Raw genomic sequence first — 16,930 nt, forward strand, 5'->3', positions numbered from 1 at the left:
CGCCGGCCGCCAGATGCTCACGGACGCTGGCGGGCAGCTCGCTTCCGGAGCGCCGCAGGATCGCCAGGGCGTCGGCCGGCGTCGAGGCATCGGGGAGGGTCGGACCGGAGGCGACCAGCGAGGGCTCGTCACCCGGCACGTCCGAGATCAGCCAGGTGACCACCGGGGCCGGATGGGCCGCCGCGGCGAGCCGCCCCCCCTTGATGGCGGAGAGGTGGCGGCGCACGGTGTTGATCTCGCGGATCGGCGCCCCGCAGCGAAGCAATGCCCGATTGATCGCCTGCTTCTCGGCCAGCGAGATACCGGGCGCCGGCAGGCTCATCAGCGCCGAGCCGCCGCCGGAGATCAGCGCGATCACCCGGTCCGCCGCGCTGAGCTCCGCGACCGCCTCGAGCATGCGCCGCGCGGCGCGCCCCCACCACCAGGGTGCGCCCGGCGGGGGGATCGGGCAGTCGCTGGGCCAGCAGGGCATCGGGATGCACCGCCGCCACGGCGGTATCGGCAAGCCGGCGCAGCCAGGCCAGGGCATCGGCCTCGTTGGCCAGCGGCGACGGTATCTCCAGGGTTGGGGTCGCGGTCATGGGCGCTCCTCGCGGCGGAACGACGTCGGCGGAATTGCCGCCGACGGAAGAAAACGGGAAGAAATTCGGGGTCAAAAGGGCCCGGCGAGGGGCAGGATTGCCCCGCCGCCGGGTAAGGCCGCCGAGCGGCGGCCATGAGGCAGACGACGACCCGACGCCTGCCTCCAGGGAGCAGTCACCCCCCTGTCGCCGCCGCCCCGTCACCCGGGCCGGCGGACCGACTCATGCCTGGCCGACCTGGTGATCGGCCAGCGTCTCCAGCGCCCTCAGGATGCCGGCGTGATCCCAGTCGGCACCGCCCTGGGCGACACAGGCCTGGAACAGCTGCTGGGCATTGGCGGTGCCGGGCAGCGCCAGGTTGAGGCTGCGCGCCCCTTCCAGCGCCAGGTTGAGGTCCTTCTGGTGCAGTTTGATCTTGAAGCCGGGGTCGAAGGTGCGGTTGATCATCCGCTCGCCGTGGACGTCGAGGATCTTCGACTGGGCCAGGCCGCCAAGCAGCGACTCGCGCACCTTGGCCACGTCGGCGCCGGCCCTGGAGGCGAACAGCAGGCCTTCGGCCACCGCCTCGATGGTCAGCGCCACGACGATCTGGTTGGCCACCTTGCAGGTCTGGCCGGCGCCGTGGCCGCCGATATGGGTGATGGTCTTGCCCATCACCTCGAGGATCGGCAGGGCACGGGCGAAGCCCTCCTTGGTGCCGCCCACCATGATGGTCAGGGCGGCATTGATAGCGCCGCCCTCGCCACCGGAGACCGGGGCATCGACGTACTCGCCGCCCGCCTCGGCGATGCGCTTGGCGAAGCCCTGGGTGGCAATGGGGGCGATGGAGCTCATGTCGATCACCAGGGTGCCTGGCTTGAGCCCCTCGATGACGCCACCCTCGCCGAACAGCACCGTCTCCACGTCGGGGGTGTCCGGCACCATGGTGACGATCACCTCGGCCTGCTCGGCCACGGCCTTGGGGTTGGCCGCCACTCGGGCGCCCTTGTCGGCCAGCTCCCGGGGAATCGGGCTGCCGTGCTCGACGGTGATGATCTCGTGGCCGGCGTCCAGCAGATGCCCTGCCATGGGGCGGCCCATGATACCGAGGCCAATAAATCCGATCTTGCTCATGTTCTCTCTCCTGTCGTCTCGCTTGTCGCGGTGCGTCGATCTCTTTCGTGCGTGGCCATCAGAGCCGTCAGCGCACGCTGTCCAGCCAGCCCAGGCCTTCCTCGGTGGTGGTCTTCGGCTTGTACTCGCAGCCGATCCAGCCGTCGTAGCCGAGGCGATCCAGATGGGCGAACAGGAACGGGTAGTTGATCTCGCCGGTGCCCGGCTCGTGGCGGCCCGGATTGTCGGCCAGCTGCACGTGGGCGATCCGCGCAAGATGCGTCTCGATGGTCGGGGCCAGATCCCCTTCCATGATCTGCATGTGATAGATGTCGTACTGCAGCGCGAGGTTGTCGCTTCCCACCTCGTCGAAGAGTGTGAGCGTCTGCTCGGTGCGATTCAGGAAGAAGCCCGGGATGTCGCGGGTGTTGATGGGCTCGGCCAGCAGCCGGATGCCGGCGGCCCCGAGCTTCTCCGCGGCATAGCGCAGGTTCTCCACCAGGGTGCGGCGCGCCGCGTCGTCGCTGACGCCCTCGGGCTGGATGCCGGACAGGCAGTTGACCTGCGCACAGCCCAGCGCGGTGGCGTACTCGATGGCGCGATCGACGCCTTCTCGAAACTCCTCGACGCGATCCGGGTGACAGGCGATGCCACGCTCCCCGGCGCCCCAGTCGCCGGCCGGCAGGTTATGCAGTACCTGGGTGAGCCCGTGCTCGTCGAGCTTCGCCTTCAGGGTCTCGGCCGGATAGTCGTAGGGGAAGAGGTACTCCACCCCCTTGAAGCCGGCCTTGGCGGCGGCCTCGAAGCGGTCGAGGAAGTCCACCTCGGTGAACAGCATGCTGAGGTTGGCGGCAAACTTGGGCATAGCGTTCTCCTCTGGGTCGTTAGTCTTGCCTGGGGACTGATCCAGCGGCGGGTCTCCTCTTCGACCCGCCGCCGGCAGCGTCGCGTCCTGGGTGCCTATCAGGTCAGGGCGGCGATCGAGGTTGGCGCATCCGCCTGGTTCTCGGCCAGGGCCTCGAACTCGTTGATGCCGCCCAGGTCGGTGCCCATGGCGATGTTGGTGACCCGCTCGAGGATCACCTCGACCACCACCGGCACCCGGTACTCGGCCATCAGCTTCTTCGCCTCCTCGAGGGCCGGGGCGATGTCCTCGGGCCGGGTGACGCGCAGTGCCTTGCAGCCCAGGCCTTCCGCCACGGAAATATGATCGACGCCGTAGTCGTTGATCTCCGGACAGTTGACGTTCTCGAAGGAGAGCTGCACCTGGTAGTCCATGTCGAAGCCGCGCTGGGCCTGGCGGATCAGCCCCAGGTAGGAGTTGTTCACCAGCACATGGATGTAGGGCAGCTTGAACTGGGCCCCCACCGCCAGTTCCTCGAGCATGAACTGGAAGTCATAGTCGCCGGAGAGCGCGACGATCTCGGCGTCCGGATCGGCGCGGCGCACGCCCAGGGCCGCCGGAATGGTCCAGCCCAGCGGGCCTGCCTGGCCACAGTTGATCCAGTGACGCGGCTTGTAGACGTGCAGGAACTGGGCGCCGGCGATCTGCGACAGGCCGATGGTGGTGACGTAGCGGGTGTTCTTGCCGAAGGCCTTGTTCATCTCCTCGTAGACCCGCTGGGGCTTGACCGGCACCTCGTCGAAGTGGGTCTTGCGCAGCAGGGTGCGCTTGCGCTCCTGGCACTCCTCGGCCCAGCGGCTGCGATCCGGCAGCTGGCCGGCCGCCTTGAGCTCGCGGGCCACCTCGACGAACAGCTCGAGCGCCGCCTTGGCATCGGAGACGATGCCGTAGTCCGGGCCGAAGATGCGCCCGATCTGGGTCGGCTCGATGTCCACGTGGACGAACTTGCGCCCATTGGTATAGGTGGAGACCTCGCCGGTGTGGCGGTTGGCCCAGCGGTTGCCGATGCCCATCACGAAGTCGGAGGCCAGCATGGTGGCGTTGCCGTAGCGGTGAGAGGTCTGCAGCCCCACCATGCCAGCCATCAGCGGATGGTCGTCGGGGATGGTGCCCCAGCCCATCAGGGTCGGGATCACCGGCACCCCGGTGAGCTCGGCGAACTCGAGGAGCAGGTCGCTGGCGTCGGCGTTGATGATCCCGCCACCGGCCACGATCAGCGGCTTCTCCGCCGCGTTGAGCATGGTGATGGCCTTTTCTGCCTGGGCCCGGGTGGCCGCCGGCTTGTAGACCGACAGCGGCTCGTAGGTATCGAGATCGAACTCGATCTCGCTCAGCTGCACGTCGATGGGCAGGTCGATCAGCACCGGGCCGGGACGGCTCGAGCGCATCAGGTGGAAGGCCTGCTGGAAGGCACGCGGTACCTGGGCCGGCTCCAGCACGGTGATGGCCCACTTGGTGACGGGGCCGGCGATCTCCTGGATGTTGACCGCCTGGAAGTCTTCCTTGTGCAGCCGGGCCCGGGGCGCCTGGCCGGTGATGCAGAGGATCGGGATCGAGTCGGCACTGGCCGAGTAGAGGCCGGTGATCATGTCGGTGCCGGCGGGCCCGGAGGTGCCGATGCACACCCCGATGTTGCCGGCCTGGGTACGGGTGTAGCCCTCGGCCATGTGCGAGGCGCCCTCGACGTGACGGGCCAGCACGTGGTCCACGCCGCCGACCTTGCGCAGGGCGGCGTAGAAGGGGTTGATGGCGGCGCCGGGCACGCCGAAGGCGACATCGATGCCTTCCTTCTTGAGCACGTGAACGGCGGCTTCTGCTGCGGTCATACGGGCCATGGGGCTCTCCTCCGTAAAGGAAGTTATTTTTATGGAAATATTTTCTGTATACAGAGACTAGGCCTGCCCGCGTAGGGCGTCAAGAGCTTTGGAAAATATTTTCACTATAAACATTGTAGACAAAAAAACCCAAGCTATTTCAGTAGCTTGAGTTAATTAGCCTGCGAAAAAGCTGACCGATCGGTCAGCCCCTGGGAAGGGTTACCCGTAACGCCAGCGGATGCTCGTCGCAGTTGTTGCCCTCGCCGCCGCGATCGACGACCAGGAACTCCCCTTCCCGCTCCAGCACCGACTGGATGGCGTGCCAGGTGCCGGCGCGGTAGTTGACTCCCTGGCGGCCGTCGGTGACGAAGGCGCGCACCTCGGCGGGGTCGATGGTCTCGCCCGGCGGCGCGACGACAACCACAAACCTTTCTTCATGGAGAGGCATAAAGGCCTGGCTGCCCAGCGGGTGGCGCTCCAGGAAGTCGAGCTCCAGGGGCAGGGTCACCGGCTGGCTGACGAAGATGCTGATCAGCGTCCGCGCCCCCTCGCCGAGGGTCTCGACCCTGGCCAGGTCATGGTGGCGCCGGGTGCGCCCGGCGTTGATGGGAAACCACTCCGACGCCCGGGCGTCGATCACCTCGCCGAAGGGGGCGAAGGCCTCGGCGGTCAGCGGTTCGGCTTTCAGTTCCAGCATGTCGTTCTCCTGAATACTTCTGGCCCTCCTATCGGGGGCTTACCCGGCGACAGGCCTGTTCGGGGGCGCTGTGAACCCCTCCCTGGGCGCTACTTTTGTTTCATCGCAGATCAGCGTGAAGCTGCTTTGTGGGAGCTCGGGTTCACCGACGGTTCGACGCCTCGACGAATGGCACCGAAGGTGCCCCGGTGCTGTTGCTTACGCTTGCACCAACCGCCTGGGAGTCCTTCGGCCTCTCATTCGCCCGGCACAGCCGGCCTCCCACCATGAACCCTGCTAAAAATGTTCACGCCAAAGTGCGAAGAACCCTACTTTTTACCATCCATGGCAAAAGACCTCCTCTTCGGCCTGCCCCCGGCGCCCCTCAGGTTGGCGCCATATCAGCGGGCCGCCGTATCAGCGGCCACCCAGGCGCAGCTTGGGATGGCGGTTGACGTCCTTGTAGAGCAGGTAGCGGAAGGGCCCCGGGCCGCCGGCGTAGCAGGCCTGCGGGCAGAAGGCGCGCAGCCACATGAAGTCGCCCGCCTCCACCTCCACCCAGTCCTGGTTGAGGTGGTAGACCGCCTTGCCCTCCAGCACGTAGAGGCCGTGCTCCATGACGTGGGTCTCGTCGAAGGGGATCACCGCGCCGGGCTGGAAGGTGACGATATTGACGTGCATGTCGTGGCGCACGTCGTCCGGGTCGACGAAGCGGGTGGTGGCCCAGCGCCCCTCGGTGCCCGGCATGGGATTGGGCTCGAGCTCGTTCTCGTTGGTAACGAACGCCTCGGGCACCGCGATACCCTCGACCCGCTCGTAGGCCTTGCGCACCCAGTGGAAGCGTACCGAGGCCTCGGACTCATTCTTCACCTGCCAGTCGCTGCCCGGCGGGATAAAGGCGTAGCCGCCCGGCACCAGGCGGTGGCGCTCACCGGCCAGCGTCAGGGCGAGTTCCCCCTCCACCACGAAAAGCACCCCCTCGGCCTCGGGGTCGAGCTCGGGGCGCTCGCTGCCGCCACCGGGGGCGACCTCCATGATGTACTGGGAGAAGGTCTCGGCGAAGCCGGAGAGCGGGCGTGCCAGCACCCACAGCCGAGTGCCCTCCCAGAACGGCAGGTTGCTGGTGACGATATCGCCGAAGACCCCCTTGGGGATCACCGCATAGGCCTCGGTGAACACCGCCCGGTCGGAGAGCAGCTGGGTCTGGGGCGGGTGGCCGCCGGCGGGAGCGTAGTAGCGTCTTGTTGTCATGATCCATCCTTCATATGCGACGGGGGCCTTAGGAAAGGCGAAAAAAATTCCACATCCGTATTGTGAAACTACCGTCTCGCATTTACCGTGTCTAGGAACTTTTGTTTCATGCAAGAACAAAGGTCAACAGCTGCCATGAAACCTCGTAACGGCCCGACGCAGTCGGCTGAGTCGACAAGCTCGGGCAAGCGACTGCCGCGAGGCGGAACGCCCGATTCAGGGCGACAGCTCATCCAGCCTCTGATACAGCTCGCTGACCGTATCGATTCGGGCTCGCCCCTGGGCGAGCCGATGATGCAGCAGCCCATTGGCCAGCAGGCTGACCAGGCTCATGGCGCTGGCGTAGCTATCGAAGGCCGAGATGCTGTCGAGGGGGCACTCCAGCCACCAGTCGACCTGCTCGGCATAGCCCGCCGCCGTGGCATCACCGATCAGCAATACTCGGCAGGGCATGGCAGCGAGCGCCTCCACCAGGTCATCAAAGAGCCGGGGGCGGCGCCGGAAGCCGAACAGCACCACCAGGTCCTCCCCCCCCAGCCCGACCAGTTCCTCGGCCAGGGACTGGTTGGGCTGAGGGGCCAGGCTCACGTCGCCGCGAGCCTGGACCAGCTGCTGGCGAAAGTGCATGGCCAGGGGATAGCTGTTCCGGAACCCCACCAGCAGGAGCCGATTCGCCTGATCCAGCGCCATGACGATGGCCTCGAAGGCGTGCGGCTCGATACCGCCCAGGGTGCGCCGCAGGTTCTCCTGCTCGCGCGCCAGATGCCGCTTGAAGCGCTCACCGTTGCCGCCCACCGCCTCGGGATCGGTCACCAACGGCATGCCCAGGTTGCGCAGCTCCCGGGCGTGGCGCTTGACCGCCTGGAAGCTCTCGAAGCCGAGGCGCTTGAAGAGGCGGCTGACCGTGGACTTCGAGACCCCCGTCAGGCGCGCCAGATCAGCGGCGCTGTAGACCGCCAGGTCATCGAAGTGGTCCAGAATGAAAGCCGCGACTCGCTGCTCCTGAGCGCTCAGGTCGGCGTACTGCGCCGATATTCGCTGACCGATATGCGGCGCCATCGCCGTCTGTTGCGTCCGCAAGCACACCTCCCCCGCTGCATCAGGCGTGGGCCAAAGGCCGCGCCGCTCGGCGCCATTTTTTTGGCCCGGCCCAAGCCTGAAAAGCATTTCCATATTTTTCGTGTTCCACGTCCCGGCGTCTCATCACTCCCGCGGCGCCAACCACAGCCGGGACGTCATGGCGCCGCCCCACTATAGCGACACTGCCAACAACAATGTGAGGCACATTATGTCCAAACCCGCGACGACAACCCCCAGCACCGCCACCCGTGGCACTCCCAAAGGCCACTGGCAGATACCCCATATCTACGTGATTCTGTTCGTCTTCATCGCCATCGCGGCGCTGGCGACCTACTTCGTACCCGCCGGACAGTACGAGCGAATCCCCGGGCCCGAAGGCCGCACCACGATCGATCCCGAATCCTTCCAGTACGTGGAAGCGAGCCCCACGACCCTCGTCGACTTCATGTTGGCGATACCCAACGGCCTGATGAGCGCCGGCGAGGTGGTGTTCTTCACCTTCATGATCGGCGGCATGTTCATGGTCCTTCGCCGCACCGGGATCATCGAGATCGGGGTCGACAAGCTCAGCCGGCGATTCGCCAACCGCAGCCTGCTGATGATCCCTGTCTTGATGACCGTCTTCGCCGTGGTCGCCACCATCATCGGCACCCAGGAACTGGCGCTGGTCTACGTGCCCGTAATCCTGCCGCTCATGATCGCGCTGCGCTTTGACTCGGTGACCGCCGCCGCCGTGGCGCTGTGCGCCACCACGGCCGGCTTCGCCTCGGGGGTGCTCAACCCGATCAATACCGGGCTTGGCCAGCAGCTCTCCGACCTGCCCCTCTATTCCGGCTTTGGCCTGCGTGCGGCCGCCTTCGCCGTCATCCTCGGCGCCGGCATCTTCTTCGTCATGCGCTATGCCCGCAAAGTGCACGACAACCCGGAACTGAGCCTGATGGCCGACGACGAGACCGAGGCCGAGAAGCGCGCCCTCTATCAGCACGCCACGGACGAAGGCGCCCTTACCGCCGACGGCCGCCAGAAGCTGGCCGCCGTTGCGACCTTCGCCTTCTTCGGACTGCTGGTCTTCGGCGTGCTGACCCAGGGCTGGTTCATGATGGAGATGGCCGGGCTCTTCATCGTGATGGGCATCGTCGTCGGCCTGATCGCCGGCCTGAACACCACGGCCATCTGCGAAGCGTTCAACAAGGGCTTTCGCGACGTGCTGGTGGGCGCCATGATCGCCGGCGTCGCCCGCGGCGTGGCGGTGGTGCTGGAGGATGGCCAGATCATGGACACCCTGGTCATGGGCCTCGGCAACCTGGTGGGCGAACTGCCGACCCTGCTGTCGGCAATCGGCATGTACTTCGCCCAGCTCGCCTTCAACTTCGTCGTACCCTCCGGCAGCGGCCAGGCGCTGGTCACCATGCCGATCATGGCACCGCTGTCCGACCTGATCGGGGTGACCCGGCAGACCGCCGTGCTGGCCTTCCAGCTCGGGGACGGCATGGGTAATATCCTCTATCCGACTTCCGGCTACTTCATGGCCACCCTGGCCATAGCCGGCGTGCCCTGGCAGAAGTGGGTGAAGTTCTTCTTCCCGCTGTTCTGCGTCTGGGTGCTGATTGCCCTGGGTTTCCTGGCCTTTGCCCAGGCCACCCAGTGGGTCGGCTAGCCCTCTCCTGAACCTCGCCCCCAAGTGGCGCCTCGAGCCCCCGCCCGGCAATGCCGGGCGGGGGCTTGCTGTTGCACGGAGCAGCCGCATCTCCGAGGCCTCAGCGCGCCGGCGCCGGATGGTGCTCGGCCCAGTGGCGGGCGATATCCACGCGGCGCGCCACCCACACCCGGTCGTGGGCTTCGATATGGTCGAGGAAGCGCTGCAGGGCGCGGAAGCGGCCCGGGCGGCCCAGCAGGCGGCAGTGCATGCCGATGGAGAGCATCTTGGGCGACTCCTCCCCCTCGGCGTAGAGCACGTCGAAGGCGTCGCGCAGGTAGGTAAAGAAGTGGTCCGCGGTGTTGAAGCCCTGGGGTGCGGCAAAGCGCATGTCATTGCTGTCCAGGGTGTAGGGCACGATCAGATGATCGTGTTCGACACCCTGGCTGTCGCGCTCCCGGGTCCAGAACGGCAGGTCGTCACCGTAGTAGTCGCTGTCGTAGAGGAAGCCACCCTCGTCGAGCACCAGCCGGCGAGTATTGGGGCTGTCGCGTCCGGTGTACCAGCCCAGGGGCTTCTCGCCATAGAGGTGCTGGAAGATCGCCATGGCCTTCTTCAGGTGCTCGCGCTCGATCGCCTCGGGCACCTCCTGATAATGGATCCAGCGGTAGCCGTGGCAGGCGACCTCGTGGCCCAGCTCCTTGAAGGCGTGAGCCACTTCCGGGTGGCGCTCCAGCGCCATGGCCACACCGAAGACGGTAAGCGGCAAGCCGCGGCGTTCGAACTCCCGCAGGATGCGCCACACGCCCGACCGGGAGCCGTACTCATAGATCGACTCCATGCTCAGGTGGCGATCCGAATAGGCCGCTGCGCCGATGATCTCGGAGAGGAACTGCTCGGAGCCATCGTCGCCGTGCAGCACGCAGTTCTCACCCCCCTCCTCGTAGTTGAGCACGAACTGCACGGCGATCCTGGCCTTGCCGGGCCAGTTGGCGTGGGGCGGGTTGCGGCCGTAGCCGATCAGGTCGCGGGGATAGTCCGCAGAGACGAGAGATGTCATGGCAGGGCTTCCTGGTTGTTGCAGAGCGTTGTTAGGAGGCGCGCGGTGGAAGTATGGCTGCGCCCTTTATGTATACAAAGACAAGATAGGGTGTAGCCAAGATTATCGCAACCGCGATTTTCAGGTCAAATTGTATACAAAAAAATTAGTCAAATGTGTGCATATTTCGCCAAACACCCCATGCTTCGACCAAAGTCTGACCCTGCCGCCTTCGAGGAAGACGCCCGCGCCCAACGGTGAAGCCCTATATAACAATGGCTTACCCTGATATCCGCGTCAAGAGGCGAAATCTTGCCAAATACACAAAACAGGCCTATTTTGTGTACAAAGACATTTTCAACCACCCGGAGCCCCCCATGCATATCCGCGTCATCAACCCCAATACCACCGCCGGCATGACCGCCACCATCGGCGAGGCGGCCCGCCGTATCGCCGCGCCCGGCACCCGAATCACCGCCGTCGAGCCCGCCGGCGGGCCGGTCTCTATCGAGAGCCACTTCGACGAGGCCATCAGCGCCGTCGGCGTGCTGGACGAGGTGATCACCGGCGAGCGCGAAGGGGCGGACGCCTACGTGATCGCCTGCTTCGGCGACCCGGGACTGCTCGCCGCCCGCGAGCTGACCCGCGCGCCGGTGATCGGCATCGCCGAGGCGGCCTTCCACATGGCCACCCTGATCAGCACCCGCTTCTCCATCGTCACCACCCTGGGACGCACCGGCATCATCGCCGAACACCTGCTGGAGCAGTACGGGTTCCGCCACCACTGCCGCCGGGTGCGCGCCGCGGAGATCCCGGTGCTGGACCTGGAGGCGGATGGGGACGCGGCGCTCAACCGCATCATCGAGGAGTGCAAGCGGGCCCGCGACGAGGACGGCATCGGCGCCATCGTGCTGGGCTGCGGCGGCATGGCCGACCTGACCGACACCATCGCCGCGGAAGTCGGCCTGCCCATCGTCGAGGGGGTCACCGCCTCGGTGAAACTGGCCGAGGCCCTGATCGGGCTGGGGCTCGGCACCAGCAAGCACGGCGACCTGGCCTTCCCGCGGCCCAAGCCCATGACCGGCCAGTTCGAGCGCTTCTCTCACCTGACGCCGGCCCGCTGATCGGCCGGCAACCCACATACCCGGATATTCCGCAGCACCCATCACAACAACAACCCGCTCCCCCGGAGCACACCACACGCAAGCCATCCCGGCAGATGCCGGAACAAACCCAAAATCAAGCAGCGACTTGCGAGGATCTCAACATGACCACTCCCACTCCACAGGCCAGCAACCAGGCGGCGACCTCGCCCCCCGAGGCCACCAGCGGCAGCGCTCACCACACCAAGGCCCCCGGCCAGGAGTCGCTGGCCCCTCAGCAAACGCGCATCATGGGGCGCACCTCCTATTTCCTGGCCTGGTTCGGCGGCTGTGTGTCCATCGGCACCTTCGCCATGGGCTCCAGCGTTGTCGGCACCCTGAACCTGATCCAGGCCACCCTGGCGATCGCCATCGGCTGCTTCGTCATCGGCATCGCCCTGGCCATTAATGGCGCCGCCGGCTACAAGTACGGCATCCCCTTCATGGTCCAGGCACGCAGCGCCTTCGGCTTCGCCGGCACCCGGCTGCCCGGGCTGGTGCGGGCCGTACCCGCGGTAGTGTGGTACGGCTTCCAGAGCTGGATCGGGGCCGGTGCCCTGAACATGGTGTCGGCCACCCTGTTCGGCTTCGACAACCTGATCTTCTACTTCATTACCTTCCAGTTCCTGCAGATCGGCCTGTCGGTGATGGGCTTCCAGGGCATCAAGTGGCTGGAGAACATCGGCAGCGTCTTCATCCTCGCCTCGCTGATGTACATGTTCTACGCCACGGTGCAGCGCTACGGTGACGAGCTCTCCGCCAGCCTGCTGACCATGGAAGGCTCCTGGGGCCTGCCGTTCTGGGGTGCCACCATGCTCTTCCTGGGCATCTACAGCACCATGATGCTCAACGTCAGCGACTATGCCCGCGAGCACAAGAAGGGCACGCCGCAGAGCATTCTCACCACCATCTACGCCATGTCGATCCTGCCCTGCACCCTGTTCATGGGCCTGATCGGCTACATGGTCTCCGAGGCCACCGGCACCGCCGACCCCATCCAGGTGTTCGCCAACGCCGTGGACAACACCCCGCTGCTGATGACCACCCTGCTGTTCATCGCCTTCGCCCAGGTCACCACCAACGTGCTCAACAACGTGGTGCCGCCCACCTACGTGCTGATGGACGTCTTCAAGCTGAAGTTCACCACCTCCACGGTGATCGTCGGCCTGCTGGCCTTCGCCACCTTCCCCTGGAAGCTGGTGCAGCCCGACTCCGCCGCCGGCCTGCAGCTCTTCGTGCAGACCTACTCCGCCTTCCTCGGCCCGATCTTCGCCATCCTGGTGGTCGACTACTACATCATCCGCCGTCGCACCCTGGACCTCGGCAAGCTGTACGACGAGGCCGGTCCCTATCGTGGGGTGAATGCCGCGGCTCTGATCGCCACCGTGGTGGGCATCGTCGCCGCCCTGACCTTCTCCGCGGTCTCCTGGTACGCCAGCCTGATCCCGGCCGGCCTCACCTACTACCTGCTGATGACCCACTGGGCCCCCTGCCAGCGCTTCCGTCAGTGATTCCCTCCGTCCCCGCCCGGCAGCTGCCGGGCGGGATCTATCGCCACCCCTGCACCTCGATGCTCTGCCATCTCATTGCCACTCACCCATAATCTCGTGGAGGCTCCACCCCATGACCCAGGCTCGATTGCACTCCTCACGCCTCAAACTGGCCACCTGCTGCCTGCTGGGCGCCTTTCTTGTGACGCCGCTTGCGCAGGCCAATCAAGATGAAACGAATCAGGCGACGAGCGGTTCATCTCCAGTGAAGACCATCGCTCTGATCAATCCCAACTCCAACACCGAGTCCACCAGATCGATGGCCGACCTTGCCAGACTGGAAACCAGGGGGGTCGCAGAAGTGGTGGAAAGAACCAACAGGGACGCCCCACCCCTGCTCACGACACCCCAGGACATGATCGATGCCGCCCCTGGGGTTGTAGCGCTTGGCGTCGAAGCCGCCAGGGATAACAACGTTGCCGCCATCATCGTCTCGGCCTTCAGCGATCCCGGGCTCGAGGAGCTGCGGGAAAGCGTCGACATCCCGGTGTTCGGCATCGGTGAGGAAGTCTTCCATGAGGCGGCGCGGGACAACAGGGAGTTCGGCATCGTGACCGTCACGCCCGATGAGGCATTGATCGACTCCTTCAGACAAAAAGCCGCCTCCCTGGGCTACGAACAGCTTTATCGCGGCGTCCGGGTCACCCCGGGTGATCCAACCGAGCTGGTCCAGTCACCCGACAAGCTCGATGCCGCCCTCGCCGAGGCAGTGAAGGAGTCTGTTGAAGAAGACGGGGCCCAGGCGGTGATCATGGGTGGCGGCCCACTCTCCGCCTCGGCACTCCGGCTCCAGCCGCAGTTCGATGTTCCCCTGGTCGTGGCCGTCAAGGCCGCGGCCCGTGCGGCGGTCGAGGCCATTCAGACCGCGGAGTGACCGCCTGCTCTCCCGGTCGGCGGCTGTTGCCAGCGGCGCCTGAGTACTGGCCGCACTGACTCAAGACCCCGGACCAATGGCCCGGGGTCTGGCGTTTGGGAAGTCCGCGCGCGTGATCAGCCGCCGAAGATGCTGTGCAGGTCCGGCGCCTCCTCCTCCTCCTCGACGATGGAGAGCGACGCCTCGATGGCCTTGAGGTGGCGGCCCATGAAGGCCGCGGCGCGCTCGCCGTTGCCCGCCTCCAGGTAGCCGATCAGGTCGTCGTGGTCGTGGGACTCGCAGCCCAGGTGGCCGGGGTTGCCGTAGACGGCGAGAATCAGCGAGGAGCGCGAACAGAGTCGACCGACGAACTCGGCCAGGGTGGCATTGCCGGAAAGGCGGGCCAGGCGCTCGTGGAAGGCCGCCGAGAGCTTGATGGCCGTGCTCTGCTCGCCGGCCCTGAGCGCCTCGCGCTCGCGGCGCGCCATGTCGCGCAGCTCCCGGGCATCGTCATCGGTGATCCGCCGGGCGACCTCGGGCATCAGCCCGCACTCGATCATCTGGCGGGCGTCGAAGACGTCCTTGGCCTCGTCGGCAGTGGGACGGGTCACGCTGGCGCCGCGCCGAGGCGTCAGGGTGACCAGCTGCTCCAGCGCCAGGCGCTGCAGGATCTTGCGGATACCGGTGCGGCTGACGCCGAACACCTCGGAGAGCGCATCCTCGCGCAGGCGAGCGCCGGGCTTGAGGCGGTGCTCGATGATCGCATCGCTGATCGAGCGGTAGATCGCCTCGTGGCGCTCGGCACCGTCTCCATCCTTGCCGCGGCGGGGCAAAGCGGGACGAGGTGCGGGCTCGGGCTGGCGCTGGTTCATCTGGGCATACCTCCACTGCCATCACTGATGGTGTTCATTGTATACGCCAGATGTCCTCGGATACGACTCCCGCGACACGCCTTGACCCGCCGGGTGGCGGGTCAAGGCAAGAGGCAGGGCGAGGGGCCAGGGCGGCAGCGCCTTCCTTACTGCGACCAGGCGGCGATGGCCTCGCGCTCTTCGTCGGTCATGTTGGTCATGTTGCCCAGCGGCATGTAGCCACTCGTCACCACCTGCTGGATCTGGCTCTTCTGACGCAGGATCTGATCCACGGTGTCATAGGCCACGCCGGCCGGCGGGGAGGCGAATCCCGGCTGGGTCGGCTGGCTGGAGTGGCAGGCCACGCAGTGCTGACCGACCAGCGCCTGCACCTCTTCGAAGGGCGTCGCCTCACCCTCCGCTATCGCGGTTGCCGGCTGGCTGGAAGGCATGGCGACCCAGAAGGCCACCAGAATCAGCGCGGTGCCGGCGGCCGGGTAGGCGGGCTGGATCTTGCCGGCATGCATCAGCACGAAGAACTGACGGATCAGCGCCCCGCCGAAGATGAACAGCGACATGATCACCCAGGCATGCTCGTGGTTATAGGCAAAGGAGTAGTGGTTACTGATCATCAGCAGCACCACCGGCAGCGTAAAGTAGGTGTTGTGCACCGAACGCTGCTTGCCGCGCTTGCCATCCAGCGGGTTGGGGGTCTCGCCGGCCTTCATGGCATTCACCATGCGCCGCTGCCCGGGGATGATCCAGAAGAAGACGTTGGCGGACATGGCGGTGGCCATGACGGCACCGGTCAGCAGGAAGGCGGCCCGACCGGAGAACATCTGGGTGCTGAGGTAGGCGACCACCACCATCATGATCGCCACGGCGATGCTCAGCAGGCCATCGCGGGTCATGTCGGGGCTGATGCGCTTGCACAGCTCGTTGTAGACGACCCAGCCACCCAGCAGGAACAGCAGCGCCAGGACATTGGCCTGCCAGCCGCTCATGTTGGCCGCCCACTCCCAGCTGGCATTGGGATTGACCAGATAGAAGCTCGGGTTGGCCATGTAGAGCAGCACGAAGAGCGCGAAGCCCGACAGCCAGGTAGTGTAGGACTTCCAGAACGACCAGTGCAGGTCCTCGGGCAGCTTGGCCGGGGCCGTGGCGTACTTCTGGTTGTGATAGAAGCCGCCGCCATGCACCGCCCACATCTCGCCGAACACGCCTTTCTCACGGTCCTCAGCGGCCTTGGGCTTCTTCAGGCCGTTGTCCAGCATCACGAAGTAGATCGATTCGCCGATCCAGGCGATGGCGGCGATGACGTGCAGCCAGCGCAGCATGAAGTTCAGGAATTCGAGCAGGTAGGCTTGCATCGGGGTAGCCTCGTCTAGCACATGTTGTTATGGAAGGAGCGCAGTCGCCTGCACTCAGCTGCCGCGGTAGGTGGAGTAGCCATAGGGCGAGAGCAGCAGCGGCACATGGTAGTGCGCGGCAGCATCGGCGACCCCGAAGCGCAGCGGAATCACGTCGAGAAAGCGCGGCTCCTCGGCCGCGATGCCCTGCTGGCGCAGGTAGTCACCGGCGTGGAACACCAGTTCGTACTCGCCGACGCGGAAGTCGCTTCCCTCGAGAATCGGCGCGTCGCAGCGCCCATCGTCATTGGTGACGACCTCCTTCAGACGGGTACGGTCGTTGTCCTCCAGGCGGTAGACCTCGATGCGGATCCCTTCGCCGGGGCGGCCCTGGGCGGTATCGAGAACGTGGGTGGTCAGGCGTCCCATCATGGCGCTCCTTGTTGTTTGTGGGTACACAGTGGTCGGTAGACCGCGAAGCCGGGGGACCGGGGCTAGCTCGGCGTTGAGGAAGCCCCGACCTCAGCCTTGACAACATTTTTAGCCATTAATGGAGTACATTTCAAAATATTTTTTGTATACAGTTGATCAGCACCCCCACCCCAAGGAACCGCACAATGACCGACAAGACCCTGACCCCCCGCCCCAGCCAGCTGGACAAGGCCGCCTTCGTGGCCGGCTATGGCGAGATCTATGAGCACTCCCCCTGGGTGGCCGAACGGGCCTGGGAGCGCGGCCTCACCCCGGATCATGATCGTCCCGAGGCCCTGGCCGCCCTGATGGGGGAGGTGCTGGAGAGCGCCACCCCCGAGCGCCAGCTGGCAGTGATCCGCGCCCACCCGGACCTGGCCGGCAAGGCGGCGCTGGCCGGCACCCTGACCGACGACTCCACCCTCGAGCAGGCCGGCGCGGGCCTCGACCAGTGCTCCCCCGAGGAGCTGGCCCGCTTCGAGCGCCTCAACGACGCCTACAAGGCGAAGTTCGGCTTCCCCTTCGTCATGGCGGTGAAGGGCAGCGACCGCTTCGCCATCCTCGATGCCTTCGAGGTGCGCCTGGAGAATGACCCGGCCGAGGAGCGCCGCACCGCCGTGGAGCAGATCAACCGCATC

At 66.0% G+C, this 16,930-nt stretch carries 16 protein-coding genes; 5 read left to right on the plus strand and 11 right to left on the minus strand.

The annotated features are described in order from the left end of the window. The 7 genes from J5F18_RS17555 to J5F18_RS17585 form a co-directional block, all read right to left on the minus strand. Positions 1 to 472, minus strand: a 472-nt coding sequence (locus J5F18_RS17555; RefSeq protein WP_346299820.1) for a glycerate-2-kinase family protein, incomplete at its 3' end; no start/stop codon positions are given. 331 nt (positions 473 to 803) lie between these two features. Further along, a complete protein-coding gene (locus tag J5F18_RS17560; RefSeq protein WP_346299821.1) occupies positions 804 to 1,694 on the minus strand; it encodes a 2-hydroxy-3-oxopropionate reductase in 891 nt (296 codons plus the stop codon). Between the two features lie 67 nt (positions 1,695 to 1,761). Continuing rightward, positions 1,762 to 2,538, minus strand: coding sequence for a hydroxypyruvate isomerase (hyi, locus tag J5F18_RS17565; protein ID WP_346299822.1), 777 nt, complete (start codon positions 2,536 to 2,538; stop codon positions 1,762 to 1,764). A gap of 98 nt (positions 2,539 to 2,636) precedes the next feature. Further along, a complete protein-coding gene (gcl, locus tag J5F18_RS17570; RefSeq protein WP_346299823.1) occupies positions 2,637 to 4,412 on the minus strand; it encodes a glyoxylate carboligase in 1,776 nt (591 codons plus the stop codon). Between the two features lie 184 nt (positions 4,413 to 4,596). Continuing rightward, positions 4,597 to 5,091: an ureidoglycolate lyase gene (locus J5F18_RS17575; protein ID WP_346299824.1), complete on the minus strand. Its 495-nt coding sequence runs from the start codon at positions 5,089 to 5,091 to the stop codon at positions 4,597 to 4,599. 396 nt (positions 5,092 to 5,487) lie between these two features. Further along, positions 5,488 to 6,321: a bifunctional allantoicase/(S)-ureidoglycine aminohydrolase gene (locus J5F18_RS17580; RefSeq protein WP_346299825.1), complete on the minus strand. Its 834-nt coding sequence runs from the start codon at positions 6,319 to 6,321 to the stop codon at positions 5,488 to 5,490. A gap of 216 nt (positions 6,322 to 6,537) precedes the next feature. Further along, the gene (locus tag J5F18_RS17585; protein WP_346299826.1) at positions 6,538 to 7,401 is read right to left on the minus strand and encodes a MurR/RpiR family transcriptional regulator; all 864 of its coding nucleotides are present in this window, start codon (positions 7,399 to 7,401) and stop codon (positions 6,538 to 6,540) included. Positions 7,402 to 7,609: 208 nt separating this feature from the next. Here J5F18_RS17585 and J5F18_RS17590 point away from each other — a divergent pair, with 208 nt between their 5' ends. After that, the gene (locus tag J5F18_RS17590; RefSeq protein ID WP_346299827.1) at positions 7,610 to 9,058 is read left to right on the plus strand and encodes a YfcC family protein; all 1,449 of its coding nucleotides are present in this window, start codon (positions 7,610 to 7,612) and stop codon (positions 9,056 to 9,058) included. Positions 9,059 to 9,158: 100 nt separating this feature from the next. Here the strand turns inward: J5F18_RS17590 and puuE are convergent, their stop codons facing one another. Beyond that, positions 9,159 to 10,097, minus strand: a complete 939-nt coding sequence (gene puuE / locus J5F18_RS17595) for an allantoinase PuuE (RefSeq protein WP_346299828.1) — start codon at positions 10,095 to 10,097, stop codon at positions 9,159 to 9,161. A 356-nt stretch (positions 10,098 to 10,453) separates the two neighbouring features. On the opposite strand from puuE, the gene J5F18_RS17600 reads away from it, so the two are divergent. The 3 genes from J5F18_RS17600 to J5F18_RS17610 all read left to right on the plus strand — a co-directional run bounded on the left by J5F18_RS17600 (position 10,454) and on the right by J5F18_RS17610 (position 13,642). Beyond that, positions 10,454 to 11,200, plus strand: coding sequence for an aspartate/glutamate racemase family protein (locus J5F18_RS17600; protein ID WP_346299829.1), 747 nt, complete (start codon positions 10,454 to 10,456; stop codon positions 11,198 to 11,200). A 143-nt stretch (positions 11,201 to 11,343) separates the two neighbouring features. Continuing rightward, a complete protein-coding gene (locus J5F18_RS17605) occupies positions 11,344 to 12,729 on the plus strand; it encodes an NCS1 family transporter (RefSeq protein WP_346299830.1) in 1,386 nt (461 codons plus the stop codon). A gap of 112 nt (positions 12,730 to 12,841) precedes the next feature. Continuing rightward, complete coding sequence (locus J5F18_RS17610) at positions 12,842 to 13,642, plus strand: aspartate/glutamate racemase family protein (RefSeq protein WP_346299831.1); 801 nt, start codon at positions 12,842 to 12,844, stop codon at positions 13,640 to 13,642. A 116-nt stretch (positions 13,643 to 13,758) separates the two neighbouring features. On the opposite strand, the gene J5F18_RS17615 is transcribed toward J5F18_RS17610, so the two are convergent. The 3 genes from J5F18_RS17615 to uraH all read right to left on the minus strand — a co-directional run bounded on the left by J5F18_RS17615 (position 13,759) and on the right by uraH (position 16,250). Beyond that, positions 13,759 to 14,493: a GntR family transcriptional regulator gene (locus J5F18_RS17615; protein ID WP_346299832.1), complete on the minus strand. Its 735-nt coding sequence runs from the start codon at positions 14,491 to 14,493 to the stop codon at positions 13,759 to 13,761. Between the two features lie 146 nt (positions 14,494 to 14,639). Then, positions 14,640 to 15,842 (minus strand): urate hydroxylase PuuD, encoded by a 1,203-nt coding sequence (locus J5F18_RS17620; RefSeq protein ID WP_346299833.1) that lies wholly within the window; start codon positions 15,840 to 15,842, stop codon positions 14,640 to 14,642. A gap of 54 nt (positions 15,843 to 15,896) precedes the next feature. After that, entirely contained in the window at positions 15,897 to 16,250 is a 354-nt protein-coding gene (uraH, locus tag J5F18_RS17625; protein WP_346299834.1) for a hydroxyisourate hydrolase, read from the minus strand. Positions 16,251 to 16,438: 188 nt separating this feature from the next. Between uraH and uraD the strand changes: the two genes are divergently transcribed. Beyond that, the coding region (gene uraD, locus J5F18_RS17630; RefSeq protein WP_346299835.1) for a 2-oxo-4-hydroxy-4-carboxy-5-ureidoimidazoline decarboxylase at positions 16,439 to 16,930 on the plus strand (492 nt) is incomplete at its 3' end.

This window comes from Halomonas sp. BM-2019, assembly GCF_017584085.1.